This window comes from Rhizobacter sp. AJA081-3 (assembly GCF_017795745.1).
Classification (GTDB): Bacteria; Pseudomonadota; Gammaproteobacteria; order Burkholderiales; family Burkholderiaceae_C; genus Piscinibacter.
The window spans coordinates 5115784-5141003 of record NZ_CP059067.1 but is presented as its reverse complement, the minus strand read 5'-3'; the positions used below and the strand labels follow the sequence as shown (position 1 = coordinate 5141003).

Below are 25220 nucleotides of genomic sequence, written 5' to 3'. Positions count from 1 at the left end.
CGGCCCCCGGCTCATTCAATGACCTTGCCGCGGCCGGCCTTGATGCCGCTGCGCAGGGTCTTGCCCTCCAGGCGGCGGCGCTGCGAAGCGCGCGTCGGCTTGGTCGCCTTGCGCACGCGCGGGATGTGCGCCGCCGCGGCCACGAGCTCATGCAGCCGCGCCATCGCATCCTCGCGGTTCTTCTCCAGGCTGCGGTGCTGCTGCGCCTTGATGACGACCACGCCCTCGTCGTTGATGCGCTGATCGCGCGTCGCGAGCAGCCGCTCCTTCAGCGCATCGGGCAGCGAGGAGGCGCGCACGTCGAAGCGCAAGTGCACCGCGTTCGAGACCTTGTTGACGTTCTGCCCGCCGGCGCCCTGCGCGCGGATGGCGCTGATCTCCACCTCGTCGGGGTCGATCGCGAACGCGATGTTCACGGCGTGCCGCCACGCAGAAGCCGCACTGCCTGCGGCAGCGAGCCGGCCTGCGGCATCCAGCGGTCGAGCACGACGCCGAGCACGGCCACCAGCACCAGCAGGATCAGCATCGGCCGCCAGGTGCGGCCGGCCGCATGCAGCAGCCAGCCCTCGCGGCGCGCGCGGAAGGCGAGTGCGCCGCCAGCCGAGGCAAAGGCGATCTCCACCGCCACGCCGAGCAGCACCTCTATGCCGAACAGTCCGAACACCGCGACGCTCAGTGCGCTGGCGATCAGCGCGGCGATGCCCAGCACGATGGCCAGTGGCACCGCCACGGCCAGGCCCTCGTCGGCCGAGCCGGCCAGCTCGAGCGTGCCCTGCGCGATGTCGCCGGCCTCCAGGCCGCTGTCGCCGCATTCCACGCCCCCGCCGCCACCGCGGCGCGACGGGATCAGCTCCAGCGCGTCGTCCAGCGGCCAGTCGCCGTCGGCTTCGGCGCGCGAGAGCAGCCAGCGGCACCACAGCCACAGCAGCGCGAGGAAGACGAGATAACCGCCGGCCAGCGCGACCGACCAGCGCAGCGCGAGGCTGCCGACGCCGGCGCGCATCAGCGCCGCCGACAGGCCCCAGCAGGCGAGGAAACACAGGCTGCCGAGCAGGAAGGCATGAACGCGCAGCCAGCGGCGCTGGCGAAGGTCGGCGCGCACGTCGCGTTCGAACTGCAGGGGGTCGTCGCGCTCTCGTTGCACCACCACGCTCACACCACGCTCACCGGCACGCGCCGGGCGAGCGCGCACATCAGCTCGTAGCCCACCGTGCCCGCCGATCGCGCCACCTCGTCGATGCACAGCAGGCTGCCATTCGGGCCGTGGCCCCACAGGGTGACCTCGGCGCCGAGCGCGGCCTCGGGCACCGGCGTGAGGTCGACGGTGATCATGTCCATCGAGACGCGGCCGACGGTGCGCGTGCGCACGCCGTTCACGAGCACTGGCGTGCCGGTGGGTGCGACGCGCGGGTAGCCGTCGGCATACCCGCAGGCCACCACGCCGATGCGCATCGGCGCCTCGGCCGTGAAGGCGCCGCCGTAGCCGACGCGGTCGCCCGGCTGCAGCGATTGCACTGCGATCAGCTTCGCGCGCAGCGTCATCGCCGGCTGCAGGGCCCAGCCCGCGGCGTCGTGCGCCGGGTAGTCGGGCGCCGAGCCGTAGACCATGATGCCCGGGCGCACCCAGTCGGCGGCGACCAGCCCACCCTCGCCCTGCGCGCCGGCGAAGCGCAGCGTGGCCGCGCTGTTGCTCAGCGAGCGCTCGCCGGGCAGTTCTCGCGTGGCGGCCTCGAAGGCGGCCATCTGCGCCGCCACGCCGCCGGGGCCGTCGGCATCGGCGAAATGAGTCATCAGGGTGATCTCGTCGACCTGCGTCAGGCCCGACAGCCGCTGCCACGCGCCGCGGTAGGCCGAGGGGCGGAAGCCGAGCCGGTTCATGCCGCTGTTCATCTTCAGGAAGACGCGGTGTGGCACGTTGGTCTTGTGCGCCGCCAGCATGTCGATCTGCGCCTCGTGGTGAACGGTGTGCCACAGGTCCAGGCGCGAGCACAGTTCCAGGTCGCGCGGCTCGAAGCAGCCTTCGAGAAGCAGGATGGGGCCACGCCAGCCCAGCGTGCGCACGCGCTGCGCCTCGTCGAGGTCGAGCAGCGCGAAACCATCGGCACCCGACAACCCCGCATAGGCGCGTTCGATGCCGTGGCCGTAGGCGTCGGCCTTGACCACCGCCCACACACGCGACTGCGGCGCGGCCTGGCGTGCACGGCGCAGGTTGAGCGCCAGCGCCTCGGTGTGGATGAGTGCCTCGATCGGTCTGGGCATGGTGCGCCGATTCTGCCAGCGCGCTCGGACCGGGGGTTCCCCCGCTGGAAGAAGTGACGGGGCCGCGTGCTATAAACCTGCGCCGCCGAAGTCCCCCGCATCCCCGGGCCGCGCGCGCGCGCAACGGAGCGAATGAAACGCGGCTTTTACACCATCATGTCGGCGCAGTTCTTCAGCTCGCTGGCCGACAACGCTTTGCTGGTGGCGGCCATCGAACTGCTGAAGAGCTCCGGCGCTCCGGCATGGCATGTTCCGGCGCTGTCGCCGATGTTCGCGTTGTTCTACGTGATCCTCGCCCCTTTCGTCGGCGCGTTCGCCGACGCGGTGCCCAAGGGCAAGGTGATGTTCATCTCGAACGCCATCAAGGTGGTGGGCTGCCTGCTGATGCTGTTCGGCGGCCACCCGCTGCTGGCCTACGCCATCGTCGGCCTCGGCGCGGCCGCCTATTCGCCGGCCAAGTACGGCATCCTCACCGAGTTGCTGCCGGCCTCGCAACTCGTCAAGGCCAATGGCTGGATCGAGGGCCTGACGATCCTGTCGATCATCTTCGGCATCCTGCTGGGCGGCCAGCTGGTGGGCAAGAATATCGCCGTCCACCTGCTCGCCTTCAATCTGCCGCTGATCGACACCAGCATCGACACGGCGCCTGAAGCCGCCATCTCGCTGATCGTGTTCCTCTACGTCGCGGCGGCGCTGTTCAACCTGAAGATCCCGCGCACCGAGGCGCCGCTGCAGGTGCTGTCTGGCAACGTCGGCACGCTGGTTCGCGACTTCTCCAACTGCAACGCGCGCCTGTGGAACGACAAGCTCGGCCAGATCTCGCTGGCCACGACGACGCTGTTCTGGGGCGTCTCGGGCAACCTGCGCGTGATCGTGTTCGCCTGGGCCGCGGCCGCGCTGGGCTACGGCACCACGCAGGCCTCGTCGCTGGTCGGCGTGGTGGCCATCGGCACGGCCGCCGGCGCGATCGTCGCCTCGATGCGCTGCCGGCTCGACCAGGCCACCGGCGTGATCCCGCTGGGCATCGCGATGGGCCTGCTGGTGATCGGGCTGAACTTCATCACCAACGTGTGGGCGGCCGCGCCCTTCCTGATCCTGCTCGGCGCGATCGGCGGCTTCCTGGTGGTGCCGATGAACGCGCTGCTGCAGCACCGCGGCCACAACCTGATGGGCGCCGGCCGTTCGATCGCGGTGCAGAACTTCAACGAGCAGGCCTGCATCCTCGGCCTGGGCGCCTTCTACGCGGGTTTGACGAAGTTCGGCATGTCGGCCTTCGGGTCGATCACCATCTTCGGCCTGGTCGTGGCGGTCACGATGTGGCTGATCCGCCGCTGGCACCGTTCGAACTGCATCGTGCACAAGGACGAGCTGGATCACCTGCTGGCCATCGCCCGCACCGACAAGCACTGACCAGAACGGTCAGTCTTCCCCGCGCTCGGTGCGGATCACCTTCTCGATCGCCGCCGCCCACGGCACCGCCAGCGCCTCGCAGCCGTGCCGATTCAGGTGGATCTCGTTGATCCAGTCGCCGCTCTCGCCGGTGCTGGCCTTCGCAGCCGGCTGGATCGGGATCAGCGTGCTGTCGAAGAAGTGCAGGTTGGGGAAGTTCGCCGCGTCGGCCGCGCATTCGGCCAGCAGCGCGGCAAGCCGCTTGATGAGCAGCGCGGCCACGGCCTCGTAGTCGGCATCGGGGATCGCATAGGCCAGCACGGACGGATAGAGCCAGGGCCCGATGCCCAGTTCGGCCGGGGCCGGCCGCGGCATCGGCACGGCATAACCATGCAGGAACATGGGCGCACCCCGCGACGGGCCGGCGTCGCGCAGCCCGACCATGTGCTTGAGGTTCGCCTTCAGGTAGGTGCTGAAGGTCTGCCAGCCGGCGTCGCTGAGGTAGCGCGCGGCACCTTGCGCGGCGTCGCCCCACTCGGCCGCCTCGCGCAGCAGGCGCTTGGCGAGCGGCACGCCCGGGCCACGCACGCCCAGCGCGTCGATCAGGTCGTTGCCGCCGCAGGAAAGCAGCAGGCCGTCCCACACGCGGGCGCGGCGGCCGGTGAGCAGGTCGATGAAGTCCGGGTCGCTGTTGAGCTCCGACATGTGGTTCAGCGTGTCGCCGGGCGTCGCGCAGTTGATCGCGCAGCCGGTCTGGGCGAAGCGCATCTCGAACAGCAGGTTGGAGTTCTTCAGCGGGTTCAAGGCGCCGACGGTGAACCAGGAATCGCCTTCGGCGAGGAAGCGGTAGCCGAACTCGCTGAACGGCGGCATCAGGTCGGGGCTGTTCAGGCTCGAGGGCGGATAGATCTTCAGCTTGTTCATGTGTCCTCCTGGGATGTGCTGGCGCACGTTAGCGCTGTGCGCGCGCCGCGGCAAGACGACAAGCTGGGGAGACGGCTGCGGCGAGAATCGCCCGGATGCCTGCCGCCCTGCCACGATCGACCTCCGTCTGGCCCGCCCTCGCCCTCGTCGTCAACGCCTTCGTCTGGGGCACGTCGTGGTGGGCTTTCCGGCAGCTCGAGGCGCGCGGGCTGCACCCGCTGTGGGCCACCGTCTTGATCTACGGCATGGCCGTGGCGGTGATCCTGCTGCTGCGCCCGCGGGCGCTGGGGCAACTGATGCACACGCCGGCGCTGTGGGTGCTGGTGCTGGCCTCGGGCACCACCAACGCCGCCTTCAACTGGGCAGTGACCATCGGCGACGTGGTGCGCGTGGTGCTGCTGTTCTACCTGATGCCGCTGTGGGCGGTGCTGCTCGCGCGGGCGCTGCTGAACGAGCCGCTGACCCGGCTGGCCGGCGTGCGCGTGCTGATCGCGCTGGCCGGCGCGGCCCTCGTGCTGTGGCCGGCCGAGCGCAGCGGCTGGGACGCCGTTCCGCTGCCGCGCTCGCTGCCCGACTGGCTGGGCGTGATCGGCGGCTTCAGCTTCGCGCTGAACAACGTGATGCTGCGCCGCGAAGCCCACCGCCCCGAAGAAGGCCGCGCGCTGGCGATGTTCGCCGGCGGCATGGGGGTGGCCGGCGTGCTGGCGCTCGTGCTGGCGAGCGCCGGCGCGGCGCCCTGGCTGCCGGCGGCACAGCCGGCGTGGCTGGCGGGCGTGTTTGCACTGGCGGTGCTGTTCCTGTTCGGCAACATGGCGCTGCAGTACGGTGCGGCGCGCCTGCCGGCCAACGTGACCTCGGTGGTGATGCTGACCGAGATCCTGTTCGCCTCGGTCTCGGCGCTGCTGCTCGGCGGCGGCAGCCTCAACGCGCAGTTGCTGGCCGGGGGGGCGCTGATCCTGCTGGCGGCGCTGCTCTCGACGCTGTCGAGCGCGCCGGACGCCTCACACTGAGGCCGGCGCGGCCGCACCTTCCCAGACGAAGTCCGGATCGACCTGCTGCAGCGTGGCGATGAACTCGGCCTCGTGCAGCGGCTTGGTCAGGTAGGCATCGCAGCCGGCCAGGGAGCCGCGCACGCGGTCGGTGGCGCCGTCCAGCCCGGTGACCATGACCACGACGGTGCGCAGGCCGGCCGCATGAGCGCCGCGCTGCTTGAGGCGCTGGCACAGCTGCAACCCGTCGATGCTGCCCGGCGGGCCGAGCACGATGTCGAGGAAGGCCATGCCGAAGGTGCGCTTCGAAAGGATCTCCAGCGCCGCTTCGCCCGAGGCGCATTCATGCACCTTGTAGCCGAGGTGGTAGAGCCGGCGCTTGAGGAACTGGCGTGCGATGGCGCTGTCTTCGACCAGCAGCACCTCGCGGCCGCCGCCGCCAGGCCAGGCGGGCTTGGGCGGCCGGGGGCGCCGGCGTCGCTCCACGCGCGGCGCGGCCGCCACGGCGGCGGGCCGCGGCGCAGGCTGGGCTTCGGCATGTTCGATCGGGCCGAGCGGCATCATCTCGCTGGGCGGGTCTGGCAGGCTCAGGCGCAGTTCGACCAGCACCTCGAGTTCGCGCAGCACGTGCGCCGGGTCGATCGGACGGGGCAGCCAGGCATTCGCACCGATCGGCGACTTGCCGCCGATGAAGACGGTGTCGCCCAGGCGCTGGCCGCGCTTCACGGCCGCCACGGCGGCGGCGCTGTCGGCGTCGGCGATCAGGAAATCACTCACGCCCGCTTCCTCCCCTGGCTGGAAGGTTGGCGAGCGCTGCGCCGCGAGGCGGAACACCGACCCCAGCGCCTCGCGCTCGACGGCGGAAAAGCCCTCGATGGCGACAGTGAAGGTATCGGTGAACTCGGCTGCAGACATCGTCGGGCATCTTTGGCCTCAGGGCGATTCCCGTCAATCACTCGATTTTCGGGATTGCCGGTTCTTCACGGTGATTCCTCACGGCGGCGATACCATCACGGCTCCAGCAGCGGAGGACCCGATGGCGCACAGCAGCATCTACGATTTCGAGGCCTTGTCGATCGAGGGGAAGCCGGCGCACCTGTCGACGCAGAAGGGCAAGGTGCTTCTGATCGTCAACACCGCGAGCGCCTGCGGATTCACGCCGCAGTTCGCCGGGCTCGAGCAGCTCTGGAAGGACTACCGCGAGCGTGGCCTGGTGATCGTCGGCTTCCCGAGCAACGAGTTCGGCGCCCAGGACCCGGGCAGCAACGAGGACATCGCGTCGTTCTGCCAGCTCAACTACGGCGTGAGCTTCCCGATGATGGCCAAGGTCCAGGTCAACGGCGCCAAGGCGCACCCGCTGTGGCAGTTCCTGACCAGCGAGGCGCGCGGCTTGCTCGGGTCGCAGGCGGTGAAGTGGAACTTCACCAAGTTCCTCGTCGGCCGCGACGGCACGGTGCTCAAGCGCTATGCCCCGAACGACGCCCCCGAATCCCTCCGCAAGGACATCGAAGCCGCACTGGCGGCCTGACGCACCCATGTTCTCCCACATCGAACCCTTCGCCGGCGACCCCATCCTCAGCCTCAACGAGGACTTCCAGAAGGACCCGCGGCCGCACAAGATCAACCTGTCGATCGGCATCTACTTCGACGATGCCGGGCGCATCCCGGTGCTCGAGTCGGTCAAGCGCGCCGAGGCGCAGGTGGTGGCGGCCGGCGGGGCCAAGCCCTACCTGCCCATCGAGGGCGCGGCCAACTTCCGCACGGCCGTGCAGTCGCTGCTGTTCGGCTCGGCGCACGAGGCGGTGACGAGCGGGCGCATCGCGACCATCCAGTCGGTGGGCTCCTCGGGCGGGCTGAAGGTCGGTGCCGACTTCATCGCACGTTGGTTCCCCGGCAGCGGCGTGTGGGTCAGCGACCCGACCTGGGACAATCACCGCTCGATGTTCGAAGGCGCCGCCCTCGCGGTGCAGACCTACCCGTACTACGACGCGGCCACCGGCGGCGTGCGCTTCGCCGACATGCTGGCCGCGCTGCGCACGCTGCCGGCGAAGAGCATCGTGCTGCTGCACGCCTGCTGCCACAACCCGACCGGCGTGGACCTGACGCGCGCGCAGTGGGACGAACTGATCCCGCTGCTGAAGCAGCGCCAGCTGATCGCCTACCTCGACCTCGCCTACCAGGGTTTCGGCGATGGCATCGAGGAGGACGCGTACGCCGTGCGCGCGCTCGCTGCGGCGGGGCTGAGCTTCTTCGTCGCCAACTCGTTCTCGAAGAGCATGAGCGTGTACGGCGAGCGCTGCGGCGCGCTGAGCGTGGTCTGCCCCGATGCGGCCCAGGCCGCGCTGGTGCTCGGCCAGCTCAAGTTCACCGTGCGGCGCAACTACTCGAGCCCGCCGATCCATGGCGGGCAGATCGTCGCGCGCGTGCTCACCGACCCGGCGCTGCGTACGCTGTGGGAGGGCGAACTGGCGGCGATGCGCGAGCGCATCCTGGCCATGCGCCGCAAGTTGCACGGCGTGATCAGCGCCAAGGTGCCGGGCCGCAACTTCGACTACTTCCTCACCCAGCGCGGCATGTTCAGCTACACGGGCCTCAGCGCCGCGCAGGTGGACCGGCTGCGCGAGGAGTTCGCGGTCTACCTGGTGCGCTCCGGGCGCATCTGCGTGGCCGGGCTGAACACCGGCAACGTCGAGGCCACCGCGGTGGCGATGGCCGCGGTGATGGCCTGACAGGTCCGACAAGGCGCAAGACCGAGCGGCGCGGGGGCCGATAAGACTTCCTTAACCCCCTGGCGCGACCATGGCGACTCCAAGGAGAGTTGCCATGAACCGAACCCTGTCGATCCTCGTCGCCGCGCTGGCCCTGGCCGGTGGCGCCCAGGCCGCCACCCCCTCCGAACAGCTGGCCGGCTACACCGCCGCCGCCAAGGCCGCTGCCGACCCGGCGCGCGGCCAGAAGCTGTTCACCACCACCGGCACCAAGGAGTGGAGCTGCTCGTCCTGCCACGGCACCACGCCGACCGGCACCGGCAAGCACGCCTCCACCGGCAAGGCCATCCAGCCGCTCGCCCCGGCGGCCAACGCCGAACGTTTCGCCGACCCGGCGAAGACCGAGAAGTGGTTCCGCCGCAACTGCAACGACGTGCTCGGCCGCGAGTGCAGCCCCGGCGAGAAGGCCGACGTGCTCGCCTGGCTGATGACGCTCAAGCCCTGAGCGTCGAACGGAGAATCTCGATGAAGAACAAGCTCCCGCTGCTGGCCGCGCTCGCGCTGGCCGCCCTCTCGCAAGCCCCCGCGCGCGCCGACGACCATGGCCGCAGCGTCGCGCTGCTGCCGATGTACGTGCAGGAATGCGGCTCCTGCCATGCGCCCTTCCCGCCGGGGCTGCTGCCCGTCGACTCGTGGCAGCGACTGATGAACGACCTGCCGCGCCACTTCGGCACCGACGCCTCGGTCGACGCGGCCACGCAGAAGGCGCTGGGCGTGTGGCTGACCGCCTACGCCGGCACCGGCAAGCGCGCCCGCACGGCGCCGCCAGAGGACCGCATCACGCGCAGCGACTGGTTCGTGCGCGAACACCGCGAGGTGCCCACCGCGGCCTGGAAGCGTGCTTCGATCAAGAGCGCGGCCAACTGCAGCGCCTGCCACGAAGGCGCGGCGCAGGGCATGTACGACGAACACAGCATCCGCATCCCGCGCTGAGCGCGCATCGGAGAACCGCATGAACAGCGAAACCCGTTCGTCCACCCTGGTCTGGGACCTGCCGGTGCGCGTCTTCCACTGGCTGCTGGTGCTGTGCTTCGCCGGCGCCTGGCTCACCGCCGAGTCGGAGCACTGGCGCCTCGTCCACGTGACGCTGGGCTACACGATGGCGGCACTGGTCGCCTTCCGCATCGTCTGGGGCCTGCTGGGCACGCGCTACGCACGCTTTGCGAGCTTCGTGCGCGGCCCGCGCGCGGCGCTCGCCTACCTGCGTTCGCTGCCCGGGCCGAAGCCCGAGCACCATACCGGCCACAACCCGGCCGGCGCGCTGGCCATCGTCGGACTGCTGGGCTTGATCGCCGTCACCACGGCGACGGGCTGGGCGTCCTACAGTGAACTCGCCGGCGATTGGCTGGAGGAGGTGCACGAAGTGGCGGCGAACGGCCTGCTCGCTCTGGTGATCATCCACCTGATCGGCGTGGCAGTGGGCAGCTGGGTGCACCGCGAGAACCTGGTGCGCTCGATGCTGACCGGCCGCAAGCCGGTGCCGCCGGCCGAAGGCATCCGCCGCGGCTGGGCGACGGTGGCCGCCGTGATGCTCGCGGCCGTGCTGGGCTTCTGGTGGGTGCAATGGCAGTCGGCCCCGGCCGACACCGGCGCGCAGATTTCCCGCGCGAATCACGACAGGCACGAAAGCCACGGCGACAGCGACTGAACCGGAACCCATTGATGCGCATCCTCCTCGCGGAAGACGACCCCCTGCTCGGCGACGGCCTGCGCGCCGGCCTGCGGCAGCTCGGCTTCGTCGTCGACTGGGTGCGCGACGGCGTGGCCGCCGAGCGCGAGCTGAACGACGGCGGCCACGAAGCCGCGGTGCTCGACCTCGGCCTGCCGATGAAGGACGGCATGGACGTGCTCGCCGCCGTGCGCGCGCGCGGCGTGCGCATCCCGGTGCTGGTGCTGACCGCGCGCGACGCCGTGCCCGACCGCATCCGCGGCCTGGACAGCGGCGCCGACGACTACGTGGTCAAGCCGGTGGACCTGCACGAACTCGCCGCGCGGCTGCGCGCGCTGGTGCGGCGCTCGCACGGCCAGAGCGACGAGCAGCTCGGCGCACAGGGCGTGGTGCTCGACGCGGCCAAGCGCCAGGTCAGCCTCGACGGCCAGGCGGTGACGCTGTCCAGCCGCGAATTCGACGTGCTGCATGCGCTGATGCTGGCCGACGGCCGCGTGCTCTCGCGCGAGCAGCTCGAGCAGCGCATCTACGGCTGGGGCCAGGAGGTGGAGAGCAACGCCATCGAGGTGCACATCCACCACCTGCGCCGCAAGCTCAAGCCCGAACTGATCCAGACCGTGCGCGGCGTCGGCTACGCGCTCGCGAGACCGCAGCCGTGACGCTGCCGCGCTCGCTGCAGGGCCGGCTGCTCGCTCTGGTGCTGGCCACGGTGAGCGTGGTCTGGCTGGCCGCATCCGCCTTCAGCTGGTGGGAGGCGCAGCACGAGCTCGACGAACTGCTCGACGGGCACCTCGCGCAGGCGGCTTCGCTGCTGGTGGTGCAGCGCGCCCACGAAAGCGACGACGACGACGAACGTGTCGACGCGCCGATCCTGCACCGCTACGGGCCCAAGGTCGCCTTTCAGGTCTGGCACGAGGGGCGGCTGTCGCTGCGCTCGTCCAACGCGCCCGCCGAGCCGATGGCTCGCACCCGCCGCGGCTTCGAGACCGTGTCGATGAACGGCGAGCCCTGGCGCGTCTTTGCCACGACCGGAGCGAAACGCGACATCCAGGTCTATGTGGCCGAACAGCTCGAGTCGCGCAACTCGATCCTGCACGGCATGCTGGGCGGCCTGCTCGGGCCGATGCTGATCGCCCTGCCGCTGATGGCGCTGCTGCTGTGGTGGGCGGTGCGCCGCGGCCTGGTGCCGCTGCACCGCATCGGCCTGGCGATCGCGCAGCGCGAGCCGCGTGCCTTGCAGCCGATCGCGGCCGATGCCGCCGGCGAGAACATGCCCAGCGAACTGGCGCCGCTGGTGGGCGCGCTGAACGGCCTGTTCGAGCGCATCGCCACCATGCTCGACAGCGAGCGGCGCTTCACCGCCGACGCAGCGCACGAACTGCGCACGCCGATCGCGGCGATCCGCGCCCAGGCCCAGGTGGCACAGGGCGCCGGTGGCGACGAGGCGGGCCGCCAGCATGCACTGGCCGCCACGCTGACCGCCTGCGACCGCGCGACGCGGCTGGTCGAGCAGCTGCTCACGCTGGCGCGGCTGGAGTCGTCGGCCGACGGGCCTGGCGACGCGGTGGACCTGAGCCACGTGGCGCGCGAGGTGCTCGCCGAGCTGGCGCCGGCGGCGCTGGCGCGCGGCCAGGCCATCGAGCTGGAGGCCGACGCCGCCGTGCCGATGCGCGGCAGCGCCACGCTGCTGTCGGTGCTGGTGCGCAACCTGGCCGACAACGCGCTGCGCTACAGCCCCGATGGCGCGCGCATCGTCGTGACCGTGGGCCGCCAGGAAGGACGGCCGGCGCTGACGGTGGAAGACAGCGGCAGCGGCCTGAGCGACGCGCAGCAGCAGCGCCTGGGCGAACGCTTCTTCCGCGTGCTCGGCACCGCGGCCGCCGGCAGCGGACTCGGCTGGTCGATCGTGCGGCGCATCGCCGCGGTGCACCGCGCCGCGGTGACGACGGGCCGCTCGGTTTCGCTGGGCGGGCTGTCGGTGCGCGTGGCCTTCGCAGCCTGAACTACATCTTGCAGCCGCGGGCCGGATCGGCGAGCGACTTCGAGGCGACGCCGACCAGCTTGTTCTCCTTGCCGCTGACCTGGCGCAGGTAGATGTCCTGCACCGGGTTGTGCGCCTTGGAGACGCTGAAGGGCCCGCGCGGGCTGTCGATCTTCGCCTTTTCGATCGCGGCGGCGATCTCCGCCTTCTTGCTCACGTCGCCCTTCACCGCATTCAGGCCGATGCCCAGCATCTGCGCGGCGTCGTAGCCCTGCACGGCGTAGACGTCGGGCTGCAGCTTGTAGGTCTTCGCATAGGCGAGACGGAAGGCGTTGTCGCGCGGCGTGTTCAGCGCGTCGCTGTAGTGCAGCGTGGTGAGCAGGCCGTCGGCGTCGGCGCCCTGCGCTTCCAGCGTGCCGTCGGTGAGGAAGCCGGCGCCGTAGAGCGGGATGGACTTCTTCAGGCCCGCCGCGGCGTAGTCCTTGACGAACTTCACCGCGCCGCCGCCGGCGAAGAAGGTGTAGACGGCGTCGGGCTTGCTCGCGGCGATCTCGGTGAGCAGCGCCTGGAACTCGACGCCCGGGAAGGGCAGGCTCAGCTCCTTGACGACGCTGCCACCGGCCTTCTCGAAGGCCTCCTTGAAGCCCTTCACCGATTCGTCGCCGGCGGCGTACTTCCAGGTGATGGTGACGACCTTCTTGTGGCCCTTCTTGGCCACCACCTCGCCCATCGCATAACCCGGCTGCCAGTTGCTGAAGCTGGAGCGGAAGATGTTCGGCGCGCACATCGGGCCGGTCACCGCGTCAGCGCCGGCGTTCGGCACGAGCAGCAGCGTGCCGGTGTCCTTGGCGACCTTGGCCATCGCCATCGCCACGCCCGAGTGCACCGTGCCGACGAGCACGTCGACGTTGTCGCGCTTGATCAGCTTGTTGACATTGTCGGTGGCCTTGGCCGGGTCGCTCTCGTCGTCGACCTTGACGAACTCGATCTCGCGGCCGGCGAGCTTGCCGCCCTGCTCCGTCACGTAGAGGCGAAAGCCGTTCTCGATGGCCGTGCCGAGCGCGGCGAAGGTGCCGGTGGCGGGCAGCATCAGGCCGACCTTGAGCTTGGCACCCTGGGCCTGGGCGGCAGAGGCGGCAACGAGTGCAGCGGCGAGGGCGATGAGCTTGAGCTTCATGGGCGTTTGTCTCCGGTGGTGTTTGACTGGATGAAGGCGGTGGTGGCAGTGATCAAGGCGTCGGGCTGATCGCGGTGCGGTGAATGGCCGCAGTCGGGCAGTTCCAGCAGTTCGGTCTGCGGCACGCGCCGGGCGATGCCGCGGATCTGCTCCAGCGTCCCGTACTCGTCGTCCAGGCCCTGCACCGCGAGCAGCGGGCAGGCGATGGCGCGGATCTCTTCCTCGATCGACCACTGCTTGAACGGCGGGTGCAGCCAGATGCGGTTCCAGCCCCAGAAGGCCGAGTCGGGGTCGTCGTGGTGCTTGGCGAGGCGCTGCTTCAGGTCGGTGGTCTCGTAGGCGGTCTTCGCCTTGGCGATGCTCGTCACCGACAGGTCCTCGACGAGGATGTGCGGCGCGAGCACGATGGCGCCGGCGACGGCTTCAGGGAATTTGGTGGCGTAGAGCAGGGCAATCGAGCCGCCGTCGCTGTGGCCGAACAGCCAGGGCTTGTCGTGGCTCGCGTCGATGTCGAGTGCAGCCATCAGCGCCGGCAGCACCTCGTGCGGCGGTCGATCAGTCAGCACGCGGCGTCGAGCGGCCGTAACCCGGGCGCGAGTAGACGAGGCCGCGCACGCCGGCGGCATCGCACAGACGCTGCGGGAAGTCGCGCCACATCGACACCGAGCCCAGGCCCTCGTGCAGGAAGACGAGCAGTGGAGCGGCCTTGCGCTCGGGCGCGATGAAGGCGTGCTCGATGCGCACGCGCCGGCCGCGCCAGTCGATCTCGACGAACGAGGAACTCACTGCGCGCCGGCCTCCAGCTCACGCAGCTTGAAGCGCTGGATCTTGCCGGTGGCCGTCTTCGGCAGGTCGTTCACGAAGACGATCTGGCGCGGGTACTTGTAGGGCGCCAGCTTGTCCTTCACGAAGGCCTTCAGCTCGGCGTCGGTGGCGCTCGCGCCCTGCTTGAGCACGACGAAGGCCTTGGTCTTGGTCAGCCCTTCGGCATCCGGCACGCCGATCACCGCGGCCTCGAGCACCGCCGGGTGCTGCACCAGCGTCGCCTCGACCTCGAAGGGCGAGACGTAGATGCCGCTGACCTTGAGCATGTCGTCGCTGCGGCCGCCGTAGGTGTAGCTCCCGTCGGCGTTGCGGATGTACTTGTCGCCACTCTTCGTCCAGCCGCCCTGGAAGGTGTCGCGCGTCTTCTGCCGGTTGCCCCAGTACATCATCGCGGCCGATGGGCCGTGGATGTAGAGGTCGCCCGGCTCGCCGTCGGGCACCGGCCCGCCGTCGTCGCCGCGCAGCGAGATCTCGTAGCCGGGCACCGGCCAGCCGGTGGTGCCGTAGCGCACGCGGTCGGGCCGGTTGGAGATGAAGATGTGCAGCATCTCGGTGGAGCCGATGCCGTCGACGATGTCGACGCCGAAATGCGCCTTGAAGCGTTCGCCGAGTTCGGCCGGCAGCGCCTCGCCGGCGGAAGACACGAGGCGCATCGCCACCTCGTTCTTCTTCGGCAGGTTCGGCGAGGCGAGCATGCCGGCGAAACCGGTCGGCGCGCCGTAGAACACCGTGGGCTTCACGCCGCCGATGCCGCCGGTCCAGCGCTTGAAGGTGGCGTCGGGCGTGGGCCGCTCGCCCATCAGCAGGACGGTCGCGCCCACGCTCAGCGGGAAGGTGAGCGCGTTGCCCAGGCCGTAGGCGAAGAACAGCTTGGCGGCAGAGAAGCAGACGTCCTTCTCGGTCAGGCCGAGCACGCGCTTGCCGTAGAGCTCGCAGGTCCAGTAGGGGTTGGCGTGCGAATGCACCGTGCCCTTGGGGCGGCCAGTGGAGCCGGAGGAATAGAGCCAGAAGCCCGGATCGTCCGGCCCGGTGGCGGCGGGCTTGTTCATCGGCCCGTGTGCGGCGATGAACGATTCGAATTCGACCTCGGCCGGGTGCAGCGGCGCCACCGGGCGAGACACGATCACCTTGCCGACTTCGTGGTCCGACTTGATCAGCGCGGCAGTCAGCGCCGGCAGCAGCGCACCCGACACCAGCACGGCCTGCGAGCGGCTGTGCTCGAGCATGTAGGCGTAGTCGTCGGCGGTGAGCAGCGTGTTGACGGCCACCGGCACCAGGCCGGCGTACATGGCACCGAGAAAGCTCACCGGCCAGTCATTGCCGTCCTGCATCAGCAGCAGCACGCGCTCTTCGCGCTTGAGGCCCAGCGAGCGCAGGCCGGCGGCGAGGCGCCGCACGCGATCGGAGAGATCGCCGTAGCTCAGCGTGCCGGCATCGTCGATGAAGGCGGCCTTGGCGGCGCGGGCGGCGTTCGCGGTGATCAGATGCTGCGCGAAGTTGAAGGACTCGGGCGGCGCGGCGACGTCGGCGGTGTCGGTCTGGGTCATGGTGTCTCCTCGTCTCAGGCCAGCGCGGCCAGCGTCGTCGTGCCGGCCTGGATGGCGGCGCGGCGGTGGTAGAAGTTCAGCGCACGCAAGCCGCCAAGCTCTTCCCCGCCGCCGGCGCGCCCGGGACCGCCGTGCAGCGACTGCGGCATCACGTTGCCGTGGCCGGTATGGTGGGCGGCCGCTTCGGGGCTGATGACGTGCACGCGGCCATGGAAGGGTGCGAGCTCGATCGCCGCGTCGGCCAGCGCCTGCGCGTCGCTGCCGTACAGCGAAGCCACCAGCGAACCCTGCCCGCGCTCGATCAGCTGCAGCGCATGCGCTCGGTCACGGTAGGGCACGAGCGTGGCCACCGGGCCGAACACCTCGGTGTCGTGGACCCGATCGCTGGCATCGCTGCCGGCGGCGCTGCGCGTGCCCAGCAGCGTCGGGCCGACGCAGCAGGCCACGGCGGTTTCGGCGTCGACCAGCGCGTGCTTCGCGCCGTCGTGCAGCACTTCGGCCTGCGCCTGCAGATGCGCAAGGCCCTCGCGCACGGCGGCGAGCTGCGCGCGGCTGACCAGTGCGCCCATGCGCACGGACTCGTTGCGCGGATTGCCCACCGTCGTCTTGGCCAGCCGTGCCGAGATCGCCTCGGCAGCTTGTGCATACAGCGCCTCGGGCACGAAGATGCGCCGGATCGCGGTGCACTTCTGGCCGGACTTCTGCGTCATCTCGCGCGCCACTTCCTTGGCGAGCAGCTCGAAGGCCTCGCTGCCCGGCACTTCGCCCGGCAGCAGCAGCGCGCTGTTGACGCTGTCGGCCTCGATGTTGACGCGCACCGAGCGCTGCGTCACGGCCGGGTGCGAGCGGATCACGGCGGCCGTCTCGGCCGAGCCGGTGAAGGACACCACGTCGAAGGGCTGCAGCGCGTCCATCAGCCCGGCCGAGCTGCCGCACACCACCGAGAGTGCACCCGCGGGCAGCATGCCCGCGTCGACCACGTCCTTGACCATGCGCTGCGTCAGCCAGGCCGTCGCCGTGGCCGGCTTGATGACCACCGGCACGCCCGACAGCAGTGCCGGGGCCGCCTTCTCCCACAGGCCCCAGCTCGGGAAGTTGAAGGCGTTGATGAACAGGGCCAGGCCGCGTGAGGGCACCAGCACGTGCTGGCTCTGGAACACCGGATCCTTGGCCAGACGCGCGGCTTCGCCGTCGAGCAGGACCTTGCGGTCACCGAGCGAGTCGCCCAGCTTCGCATAGGTCGACAGCGTGTAGATGCCGCCGTCGATGTCCACCGCCGAGTCGTTCTTCACCGTGCCGCTGTTGGCGGTGGCGATGGCGTAGTAGTCGTCGCGTTGGGCCTGCAGCACCTTGACCACCGCGGCCAGCATGGCGGCGCGCTGGCGGTAAGTCATCGCGCGCAACGCGGCGCCGCCGTGCTCGCGGGCGAAGGCGAAGCCGGCACGCAGGTCGAGGCCGGTCGCATCGACACGCACCAGCTCGTCGCCGAGCACCGGGTCGAACAGCGCGGTGCCGGCGCCGCTGCCGGCGACCCAGCGGCCGCCCAGGAAGTTGTCGAGCTTGTCGGTCATCGGGGTCACTTGGTGAATTCGATCGCGCCTTGCGGCAGGAGGTAGAGCACGAGCGCGCGGCCGGCGGCCACGGTGGGCCGGTGCGCGCTGCCCGGCGGCATCACCACCCAGCCGGCGGGCCGGCCGTCGAAGGTGGCCTCGCCGCCCAGCGGCATGTGCAGGTCGATCTCGCCGTTCGGGTGCAGGTGATGCGGGCCGGCGATGTCGGTCATGTCGACCACGTCGACCGAGAAGCCGTGCAGGTCGTCGGCCGGCTTGAAGATGCGGCCGTACTTGATGCCGCCGCCTTCGCGGTTGCACAGCCAGCCTTCGGCGACACCGGCTTCGCAGCTCGCCTTCAGCGCCGCGTAGGTGGCGCTGCCGGCCCCATGCTCGCGGTTCAGCCAGGCGTCGAGCTCGGCGTCGATGGCGCGGCCGGCCAGCTGGGCGGTCAGCCCGGCGATCTGTGCGCGGAACTTGTCGGGGGTCATGGATGCGTCTCCGGGACCTGCGCTTCCCTTGCCAGCGCAAGGTTGATGCAGTATTGTGCGTGCAGGCACTTTAGGGCGCGGATCCCACCATGTCAAGCACTATAATGCAGGCTCCCGGGTTTGTCCCGGGGGAGGATGCACCGGGCGAAGAAGAAGAGGCGAAGAACCCCTTCCTGGTGGCGCTGGGCGAGCGCGCCCGCGCCCTGCGCTCGCGCCGCGGCATGACGCGCAAGGCGCTGGCCGCCGCCGCCGACGTGTCCGAGCGGCACCTGGCCAACCTCGAATACGGCGTCGGCAACGCCTCCATCCTGGTGCTGCTGGACGTGGCCCGTGCGCTGCAATGCTCGCTGGCCGAGCTGCTCGGCGACGTCACCACCACCTCGCCCGAGTGGCTGATGCTGCGTGAGCTGCTGGAGAACCGCGACGAGGCCACGCTGCACCGCGTGCGAGTGGCGGTCGGCGAGTTGCTCGGCACCGGCGGCGCCAATGCCAGCCACGGCCGCCAGCGCAGCACGCAGGTGGCGCTGATCGGTCTGCGCGGCGCCGGCAAGTCCACGCTGGGTGCGATGCTGGCCGAGGACCTGGGCTTCCCCTTCGTCGAACTGAGCCGCGAGATCGAGAAGTTCGCCGGCTGCAGCATCAGCGAGATCCAGGCGCTGTACGGCCAGAACGCCTACCGCCGCTACGAGCGCCGCGCGCTCGAGGAATCGATCCAGATCTACCCCGAGGCGGTGATCGCCACGCCGGGCGGCATCGTCTCCGACCCGGCCAACTTCAACCTGCTGCTGCAGCACTGCACCACCGTGTGGCTGCAGGCCGAGCCGGAAGACCACATGAAGCGCGTCGTCGCCCAGGGCGACACACGCCCGATGGCGGCCAGCCGCGAGGCGATGGACGACCTCAAGTCCATCCTCGCCGGCCGCGCCGCCTTCTATTCGAAGGCCGAGTTCCAGCTGGACACCAGCGCGCAGGAACTGCAACCGACCTTCGTGGCCCTGAGATCCCTGGTGCGAAAGGCGCTCGAACTGCCGTCCTGAAATATCATGCATAAAAATGCATGAGGTTGCTTGACGGACGAAAGTTCGTGCACTATGATGCTCATCAGTGTGTGGGCCATCCGTGTCGCTCGCCGCAGCCTGACCAGGAGACCGCTGTGACCCAAGACCTTCGCGTCGAATACCAGACCGCCCCCGACCAGTACCGTCACTGGAAGCTCAAGTTCGAGGGCCCGGTGGCCACGCTGGCCGCCGATTTCGACGAGAACGGCGGCCTGCGCCCCGGCTACAAGCTCAAGCTGAACAGCTACGACCTCGGCGTCGACATCGAGCTGAACGACGCCATCAACCGCATCCGCTTCGAGCACCCCGAGGTGCGCACGGTGGTCATGACCAGCGCCAAGGAAAAGGTGTTCTGCTCCGGCGCCAACATCTTCATGCTGGGTGTCAGCAGCCACGCCTGGAAGGTGAACTTCTGCAAGTTCACCAACGAGACGCGCAACGGCCTGGAAGACTCCTCCAAGCACAGCGGCCTGAAGTTCCTCGCCGCCGTGAACGGCGCCTGCGCCGGCGGCGGCTACGAGCTCGCCCTGGCCTGCGACGAAATCATCCTGGTCGACGACCGCAGCAGCGCGGTGAGCCTGCCCGAAGTGCCGCTGCTGGGCGTGCTGCCCGGCACCGGCGGGCTGACCCGCGTGACCGACAAAAGGCACGTGCGCCACGACCTCGCAGACATCTTCTGCACGACCACCGAAGGCGTGCGCGGCCAGAAGGCGAAGGACTGGCGCCTTGTCGACGCGATCGCCAAGCCGCAGCAGTTCGCCGCCAAGGTGCAGGAACGCGCGCTCGAACTGGCCGCGCAGAGCGATCGCCCCGCCGACGGCAAGGGCGTGAAGCTGGCACCGCTGGCCCGCACCATCGAAGCCAATGCATTGCGCTACAAAAACGTGACGGTCGAGATCGACCGCGCCAAGCGCACCGCCGTCTTCACCGTGAAGGCGCCCACCGGCGCGCAGCCGGGCGACGTGGCCGGCATCGAGGCCGCCGGCGCCGACTGGTACCCGCTGGCGATGGCCCGCGAGCTGGAAGACGCGATCCTGTCGATGCGCACCAACGAGCTCGACATCGGGCTGTGGCTGATCAAGACGCAGGGCGACGCCGCGCAGGTGCTGGCGATGGATGCCACGCTGATGGCGAACCAGAAACACTGGCTGGTGCGCGAGACGATCGGCCTGCTGCGCCGCACCTTCAGCCGCCTGGACGTGTCCTCGCGTTCGCTGTTCGCGCTGATCGAGCCGGGCTCCTGCTTCGCCGGCAGCTTCCTCGAGCTGGCGCTGGCCTGCGATCGCAGCTACCACCTCGCCCTGCCCGATGACGAGGCCAAGGCACCGAAGATCACCGTGGGCGACACGAACTTCGGCCTGTTCCCGATGGTCACCGGCCAGAGCCGCCTGGAGCGCCGCTTCTACGCCGAGCAGCCCGCACTCGACGCCGTGCGCGCCCAGGCCGGCAAGCCGCTCGATGCCGACGCCGCCTTCGCCATCGGCCTGGTGACGAGCAACCCCGACGACATCGACTGGGCCGACGAGACGCGCATCGCCATCGAGGAGCGTGTCTCGATGAGCCCCGACGCGCTGACCGGCATGGAAGCCAACCTGCGCTTCAACGGCCCGGAGAACATGTTCACCCGCGTCTTCGGCCGGCTCACCGCCTGGCAGAACTGGATCTTCCAGCGCCCCAACGCCGTCGGCGAAAAGGGTGCCCTCAAGGTCTACGGCAAGGGCGACAAGGCCGCCTTCGACTGGAACCGCGTCTAAGCCGCGCACGACACGAATCACGACGGAGCAGACATGAGCACGATCAGCTACAGCGACAAGATCCCGAACAACGTCAACCTGAGCGAGGACCGCACGCTGCAGCGCGCGCTCGAGCAGTGGCAGCCGAACTACCTGGCCTGGTGGGACGACATGGGCCCGGACGGCTCGCAGAACTTCGACGTCTACCTGCGCACCGCGGTCAGCGTCGATCCGCAGGGCTGGGCGCAGTTCGGCCACGTGAAGATGCCCGACTACCGCTGGGGCATCTTCCTGAACCCGGGCGAGAAGGACCGCAAGATCCACTTCGGCGACCACAAGGGCGAAGACGCCTGGCAGGACGTGCCCGGGGAATACCGCGCCAACCTGCGCCGCATCATCGTCACGCAGGGCGACACCGAGCCGGCGAGCGTGGAGCAGCAGCGCCACCTGGGCCTGACCTGCCCGAGCCAGTACGACCTGCGCAACCTGTTCCAGGTGAACGTGGAAGAGGGCCGCCACCTGTGGGCGATGGTCTACCTGCTGCACAAGTACTTCGGTCGCGACGGCCGCGAGGAAGGCGAGGCCCTGCTCGAACGCCGCAGCGGCAACCAGGACAACCCGCGCATCCTGCAGGCGTTCAACGAACAGACGCCGGACTGGCTGTCGTTCTTCATGTTCACCTACTTCACCGACCGCGACGGCAAGTTCCAGCTGTGCGCGCTGGCCGAGTCGAGCTTCGACCCGCTGGCCCGCACGACCAAGTTCATGCTGACCGAAGAAGCGCACCACATGTTCGTCGGCGAGTCGGGCATCAGCCGCGTCATCCAGCGCACCTGCGCGGCGATGAACGAGCTGAAGACGGATGACCCGAAGAAGCTGCGCGAAGCCGGCGTGATCGACCTGCCGACGCTGCAGCGTTACCTGAACTTCCACTTCTCGGTGACGATCGACCTGTTCGGCGCCGACGAGTCGAGCAACGCCGCGACCTTCTACTCGACCGGGTTGAAGGGCCGCTACGAGGAAGGCAAGCGCGTCGACGACCACCAGCTGCGCGGCCAGACCTACAAGGTGCTGCAGGCCGTGGGCGGCAAGCTGGTCGAGCGCGAGGTGCCGATGCTCAACGCGCTCAACGAAGTGCTGCGCGACGACTACATCGCCGACTCGCGTGCCGGCGTGGAGCGCTGGAACAAGGTGATCGAGAAAGCCGGCATCCCGTTCCGCCTGAAGACGCCGCACAAGGCCTTCCACCGCAGCATCGGTGCGCTGTCGGGCGTGAAGGTGTCGCCCGAAGGCCAGGTGGTCAGCGAAGCCGAATGGAACGCCAAGGTCGACGACTGGCTGCCCAGCGGCAGCGACCGCGCCTTCGTGGCCAGCCTGATGGGCCGCGTCGTCGAGCCGGGCCAGTTCGCCAACTGGATCGCCCCGCCGGTCATGGGCATCAACCGCCAGCCGGTGGACTTCGAATACATTCGATTCGGCTGACCCACCCCCGTAGCGGCTTCGCCGCTCCCCCTCAAGGGGGCAACGCCAGCGGCCCGGCCAAGCCGGTTCCGCGGCGTTCGCTTGGTTGCGACACTAGCGCTCTCGACGAGGAGACAAGCATGGACATGGCCGACGCCGCGGTCATCAAGCAGCACCTGATCGACCCCGAGATCTGCATCCGCTGCAACACCTGCGAGGCGACCTGCCCGGTGCAGGCGATCACGCACGATTCGCGCAACTACGTGGTCGATGCGGACAAGTGCAACTTCTGCATGGCCTGCATCCCGCCCTGCCCGACCGGCAGCATCGACAACTGGCGCACCCTGCCACGGATCAAGGCCTACGGCCTGGCCGAGCAGCTGGGCTGGGACGAACTGCCGGCCGAGCTCTCGCCCGAGCAGATGGCCGAATCCGGCGTCGCCGCCGATGCCATGCCCGTCGCCGAGCCGGCGGCCGCGTCCGCGAGTGCGAGCGCCACGACTGGCAGCGAGGCCGCCTTCAACAGCGCGCAGTACAACGCGACGCTGCCGCCCTGGTCGGCGGCGCACGCCTACGTCAACCTCTATGGCCCGAAGGCGGCGGAGAAGAGCGTCACCGCCACGGTGACCGGCAACGTGCGTGTCACCGAGGTCGGCCGCGAGTACGACACGCACCATGTGGTGCTCGACTTCGGCACCATGCCCTTCCCGGTGTTGGAAGGCCAGAGCATCGGCATCGTGCCGCCGGGCACCGATGCCGGTGGCCGGCCGCACCATGCACGCCAGTACAGCATCGCCAGCCCGCGCAACGGCGAACGGCCTGGCTACAACAACCTGTCGCTGACCATCAAGCGCGTGCTCGAGGACCACCAAGGCCAGCCGGTGCGCGGCGTGGCCAGCAACTACATGTGCGACCTGAAGGTGGGCGACACCGTGCAGGTGATCGGGCCGTTCGGCACCACCTTCCTGATGCCCAACCACCCGAAGAGCCACCTCGTGATGATCTGCACCGGCACCGGCAGCGCGCCGATGCGGGCGATGACCGAGTGGCGCCGGCGGCTGCGCCAGTCGGGCAAGTTCGAGGGCGGCAAGCTGATGCTCTTCTTCGGCGCGCGCACGAAGGAGGAGCTGCCCTACTTCGGCCCGCTGCAGAACCTGCCGAAGGATTTCATCGACATCAACTTCGCCTTCTCGCGCACCCAGGGTCAGCCCAAGCGCTACGTGCAGCATACGATGGCCGAGCGCGCCGCCGACCTCGCCGCGCTGCTCGCCGACCCGAACGCCTGCTTCTATGTGTGCGGGCTGAAGGCGATGGAAGAGGGCGTGGTCGCCACGCTGCGCGACATCGCACGCGGGGCCGGGATGGACTGGGACACCGTCGGCGCGACGCTCAAGCGTGAAGGCCGGCTTCACCTGGAGACCTACTGAGCATGACGATCGATCTTCGCAGCGCCCCCGTGCTGGTGGTGGGCGCCGGCATCATGGGCATCGGCATCGTGCAGGTGGCGGCATTGGCCGGCCACCCGGTGAAGCTGTTCGACATGCGCGAGGGCGCGGCCAGCCAGGCGCTGGACAAGCTCGCCGCGACGCTGAAGTCGCTGGTCGACAAGGGCCGGCTCGACGCCGAGGCCGCGCGCGCCGCGATGGCCCGAACCGCAGCGATCAACTCGCTGGCGCAGGCGCGCGACAGCGCCCTGGTGGTCGAGGCCATCGTCGAGCAATTGGAGGCCAAGCGCAGCCTGTTCAACGAACTCGAAGGCATCGTCGCGCCGGGTGCGGTGCTGGCGACGAACACCTCGTCGATCAGCGTCACCGCCATCGCCAACGGCCTGCAGCACCCCGGCCGGCTGGTCGGCATGCACTTCTTCAACCCGGTGCCGCTGATGAAGCTGGTCGAGGTGGTCAGCGGGCTGCAGACCGATGCGCCGGTCGCGGACGCCATCTTCGAGTTGAGCAAGGTCTGGGGCAAGGTGCCGGTGCATGCGAAGAGCACGCCGGGGTTCATCGTCAATCGGATCGCTAGGCCTTACTACGCGGAGACGCTGGCGCTGCTTTTGGAGCAAGCAGCCACGCCGCAGGTGCTCGACGCCTGCCTCAAGGCTGCAGGCTTTCGCATGGGGCCCTGCGAGCTGATGGACCTGATCGGCCACGACACCAACTTCGCCGTGACGAACTCCGTCTACGAAGCCAACTTCTTCGACAAGCGCTACCTGCCCTCACTGGTGCAGCGCGAGATGGTCGCCGGCGGCCTGTTCGGCCGCAAGAGCGGCCGTGGCTTCTATCGCTACGAGGCCGGCAGCAATGGCCCGGCACCCTTGCCGGTGGCCATGCACGACGCGCCGGCCACGGCGCACCAGGTCACGGTGCACGGCATCGGGCCGGTCGCCGACCACCTCGAACACGCGGCCATTGCCGCACTGGCGCCACAGGGCTGGGGGCCGGCACGCGATCTGGCCAGCCCCTGGATCGGCCTGACCATCGACGGCGCCCGGCTCGCGCTCACCGACGGGCGCACCGCGCAGCAGCTGTCGCGCGACCTCGGCGTGGCGGACATCGCCGTCTTCGACCGGCCGCTCGTCCAGCCGATCGCACCGGGCACGGCGCTCGCCTATGCCGTCGCGCCGGGCGCGCGTGCGGCCTGGCGCACGCAGGCCGGCGCCTGGCTCGCCGCGCTGGGCTTCACGCCGCTGCCGCTGGCCGATGCGCCGGGCCTGGTGGTGGCGCGCACGATCGCGATGCTGATCAACGAAGGCGCCGACGCCGTGCTGCAAGGCGTGTGCGACACCGCCGGCGCCGATGCGGCGATGAAGCTCGGCGTCAACTACCCGGCCGGCCCCTTCGAGTGGCTCGCGGACTGGAGCGTGGACGGCGTGGTCGGCGTGCTTCGTGCGCTCGATGCCGAGTACCGCGGCGAGCGTTATCGCGTCAGCCCCTGGCTGCGCCGCCATTCTCACGGTCACTGATGAAGTTCGCAGAGTTCCATGTCGGGCAGGTCATCGAGGCCGGCCCCTACGAGGTGAGCGAAGAGGAGATCGTGCGCTTCGCCACCGCCTACGACCCGCAGTGGTTCCACACCGATGCGCAGGCCGCGAAGGGCGGGCGTTTCGAAGGCCTGATCGCCAGCGGCTGGCACACCTGCGGCATCGCGATGCGGCTGGTGGCCGATGCAGCGCTGGCCGGCAGCGAGTCCTTCGCCTCACCCGGCCTCGCCTACGTGAAGTGGCCGCACCCTGTGCGCCCGGGCGACCGCCTCACGGTGCGGGCCACGGTCGTCGAGGTGCGCCGCTCCAAGGGCCAGAGTGCGCTGGGCATCCTGCGCTGGCGCTGGCAGCTCTTCAATGCGAAGGGCAGCGAGGTGCTCGACCTCGAGGCAACCAGCCTGTTCGACCTCGCGGCGTAG

Annotated in this window: 24 protein-coding genes and 1 pseudogene; 15 read left to right on the top strand and 10 right to left on the bottom strand. The window is 69.8% G+C overall.

Translation table 11 applies throughout. The features are described from left to right. Positions 1 to 11: 11 nt before the first annotated feature. From arfB to alr, 3 genes are read right to left on the bottom strand one after another with little or no spacing between them, the layout of a single operon-like run. Entirely contained in the window at positions 12 to 416 is a 405-nt protein-coding gene (gene arfB / locus HZ992_RS24300; protein ID WP_209384406.1) for an alternative ribosome rescue aminoacyl-tRNA hydrolase ArfB, read from the bottom strand. Beyond that, complete coding sequence (locus HZ992_RS24295) at positions 413 to 1150, bottom strand: hypothetical protein (RefSeq protein ID WP_209384405.1); 738 nt, start codon at positions 1148 to 1150, stop codon at positions 413 to 415. The genes arfB and HZ992_RS24295 overlap by 4 nt, the downstream gene beginning before the upstream one ends. A gap of 2 nt (positions 1151 to 1152) precedes the next feature. After that, positions 1153 to 2259 (bottom strand): alanine racemase, encoded by a 1107-nt coding sequence (alr, locus tag HZ992_RS24290; protein ID WP_209384404.1) that lies wholly within the window; start codon positions 2257 to 2259, stop codon positions 1153 to 1155. A 132-nt stretch (positions 2260 to 2391) separates the two neighbouring features. Here alr and lplT point away from each other — a divergent pair, with 132 nt between their 5' ends. After that, a complete protein-coding gene (gene lplT, locus HZ992_RS24285; RefSeq protein ID WP_209384403.1) occupies positions 2392 to 3669 on the top strand; it encodes a lysophospholipid transporter LplT in 1278 nt (425 codons plus the stop codon). Positions 3670 to 3678: 9 nt separating this feature from the next. Here lplT and HZ992_RS24280 read toward each other — a convergent pair whose 3' ends face one another. Continuing rightward, positions 3679 to 4572 (bottom strand): hypothetical protein, encoded by an 894-nt coding sequence (locus HZ992_RS24280; protein WP_209384402.1) that lies wholly within the window; start codon positions 4570 to 4572, stop codon positions 3679 to 3681. A gap of 95 nt (positions 4573 to 4667) precedes the next feature. On the opposite strand from HZ992_RS24280, the gene HZ992_RS24275 reads away from it, so the two are divergent. Continuing rightward, the gene (locus HZ992_RS24275) at positions 4668 to 5582 is read left to right on the top strand and encodes a DMT family transporter (protein WP_209384401.1); all 915 of its coding nucleotides are present in this window, start codon (positions 4668 to 4670) and stop codon (positions 5580 to 5582) included. Here HZ992_RS24275 and HZ992_RS24270 read toward each other — a convergent pair. After that, positions 5574 to 6476 carry a response regulator gene (locus HZ992_RS24270; protein WP_209384400.1) on the bottom strand — a complete coding sequence of 301 codons (903 nt, stop codon included), beginning with the start codon at positions 6474 to 6476 and terminating at the stop codon, positions 5574 to 5576. The genes HZ992_RS24275 and HZ992_RS24270 overlap by 9 nt on opposite strands. 121 nt (positions 6477 to 6597) lie before the next feature. Between HZ992_RS24270 and HZ992_RS24265 the strand changes: the two genes are divergently transcribed. The 7 genes from HZ992_RS24265 (at position 6598) to HZ992_RS24235 (ending at position 12000) form a co-directional block, all read left to right on the top strand. Further along, complete coding sequence (locus tag HZ992_RS24265; protein WP_209384399.1) at positions 6598 to 7089, top strand: glutathione peroxidase; 492 nt, start codon at positions 6598 to 6600, stop codon at positions 7087 to 7089. A gap of 7 nt (positions 7090 to 7096) precedes the next feature. Next, positions 7097 to 8290: an amino acid aminotransferase gene (locus HZ992_RS24260; RefSeq protein ID WP_209384398.1), complete on the top strand. Its 1194-nt coding sequence runs from the start codon at positions 7097 to 7099 to the stop codon at positions 8288 to 8290. 94 nt (positions 8291 to 8384) lie between these two features. Continuing rightward, positions 8385 to 8774: a DUF1924 domain-containing protein gene (locus HZ992_RS24255; RefSeq protein ID WP_245213279.1), complete on the top strand. Its 390-nt coding sequence runs from the start codon at positions 8385 to 8387 to the stop codon at positions 8772 to 8774. A gap of 20 nt (positions 8775 to 8794) precedes the next feature. Then, positions 8795 to 9262: a diheme cytochrome c gene (locus HZ992_RS24250; protein ID WP_209384396.1), complete on the top strand. Its 468-nt coding sequence runs from the start codon at positions 8795 to 8797 to the stop codon at positions 9260 to 9262. Positions 9263 to 9281: 19 nt separating this feature from the next. After that, complete coding sequence (locus tag HZ992_RS24245) at positions 9282 to 9977, top strand: cytochrome b/b6 domain-containing protein (protein WP_209384395.1); 696 nt, start codon at positions 9282 to 9284, stop codon at positions 9975 to 9977. Positions 9978 to 9991: 14 nt separating this feature from the next. Continuing rightward, positions 9992 to 10657, top strand: coding sequence for a winged helix-turn-helix domain-containing protein (locus tag HZ992_RS24240; protein ID WP_209384394.1), 666 nt, complete (start codon positions 9992 to 9994; stop codon positions 10655 to 10657). Beyond that, positions 10654 to 12000, top strand: a complete 1347-nt coding sequence (locus tag HZ992_RS24235; RefSeq protein WP_209384393.1) for an ATP-binding protein — start codon at positions 10654 to 10656, stop codon at positions 11998 to 12000. The genes HZ992_RS24240 and HZ992_RS24235 overlap by 4 nt, the downstream gene beginning before the upstream one ends. A 1-nt stretch (position 12001) precedes the next feature. Here the strand turns inward: HZ992_RS24235 and HZ992_RS24230 are convergent, their stop codons facing one another. From HZ992_RS24230 to HZ992_RS24210, 5 genes and pseudogenes are all read right to left on the bottom strand, one after another. After that, positions 12002 to 13156 (bottom strand): ABC transporter substrate-binding protein, encoded by a 1155-nt coding sequence (locus HZ992_RS24230; protein WP_209384392.1) that lies wholly within the window; start codon positions 13154 to 13156, stop codon positions 12002 to 12004. Further along, a pseudogene (locus HZ992_RS24225) lies at positions 13153 to 13942 on the bottom strand (alpha/beta fold hydrolase). The gene HZ992_RS24230 and the pseudogene HZ992_RS24225 overlap by 4 nt, the downstream one beginning before the upstream one ends. Then, a complete protein-coding gene (locus HZ992_RS24220; protein WP_209384391.1) occupies positions 13939 to 15528 on the bottom strand; it encodes a benzoate-CoA ligase family protein in 1590 nt (529 codons plus the stop codon). Before HZ992_RS24220 ends, HZ992_RS24225 begins: the two are co-directional and overlap by 4 nt. 14 nt (positions 15529 to 15542) lie before the next feature. Then, positions 15543 to 17099 carry a 3,4-dehydroadipyl-CoA semialdehyde dehydrogenase gene (locus tag HZ992_RS24215; RefSeq protein ID WP_209384390.1) on the bottom strand — a complete coding sequence of 519 codons (1557 nt, stop codon included), beginning with the start codon at positions 17097 to 17099 and terminating at the stop codon, positions 15543 to 15545. Between the two features lie 5 nt (positions 17100 to 17104). Next, on the bottom strand, positions 17105 to 17569 hold the full coding sequence (locus HZ992_RS24210) for a 4-hydroxylaminobenzoate lyase (protein WP_209384389.1): 465 nt from the start codon (positions 17567 to 17569) through the stop codon (positions 17105 to 17107). Between the two features lie 89 nt (positions 17570 to 17658). Here HZ992_RS24210 and HZ992_RS24205 point away from each other — a divergent pair, with 89 nt between their 5' ends. From HZ992_RS24205 to HZ992_RS24180, 6 genes are all read left to right on the top strand, one after another. Continuing rightward, positions 17659 to 18606, top strand: a complete 948-nt coding sequence (locus HZ992_RS24205; RefSeq protein ID WP_209384388.1) for a helix-turn-helix transcriptional regulator — start codon at positions 17659 to 17661, stop codon at positions 18604 to 18606. Between the two features lie 116 nt (positions 18607 to 18722). After that, on the top strand, positions 18723 to 20381 hold the full coding sequence (boxC, locus tag HZ992_RS24200; RefSeq protein ID WP_209384387.1) for a 2,3-epoxybenzoyl-CoA dihydrolase: 1659 nt from the start codon (positions 18723 to 18725) through the stop codon (positions 20379 to 20381). Positions 20382 to 20414: 33 nt separating this feature from the next. After that, the gene (gene boxB, locus HZ992_RS24195) at positions 20415 to 21842 is read left to right on the top strand and encodes a benzoyl-CoA 2,3-epoxidase subunit BoxB (protein ID WP_209384386.1); all 1428 of its coding nucleotides are present in this window, start codon (positions 20415 to 20417) and stop codon (positions 21840 to 21842) included. Positions 21843 to 21961: 119 nt separating this feature from the next. Next, complete coding sequence (gene boxA / locus HZ992_RS24190) at positions 21962 to 23248, top strand: benzoyl-CoA 2,3-epoxidase subunit BoxA (protein WP_209384385.1); 1287 nt, start codon at positions 21962 to 21964, stop codon at positions 23246 to 23248. Between the two features lie 2 nt (positions 23249 to 23250). Continuing rightward, positions 23251 to 24783, top strand: a complete 1533-nt coding sequence (locus HZ992_RS24185) for a 3-hydroxyacyl-CoA dehydrogenase (protein ID WP_209384384.1) — start codon at positions 23251 to 23253, stop codon at positions 24781 to 24783. Beyond that, positions 24783 to 25220 carry a MaoC family dehydratase gene (locus HZ992_RS24180; protein WP_209384383.1) on the top strand — a complete coding sequence of 146 codons (438 nt, stop codon included), beginning with the start codon at positions 24783 to 24785 and terminating at the stop codon, positions 25218 to 25220. The genes HZ992_RS24185 and HZ992_RS24180 overlap by 1 nt, the downstream gene beginning before the upstream one ends.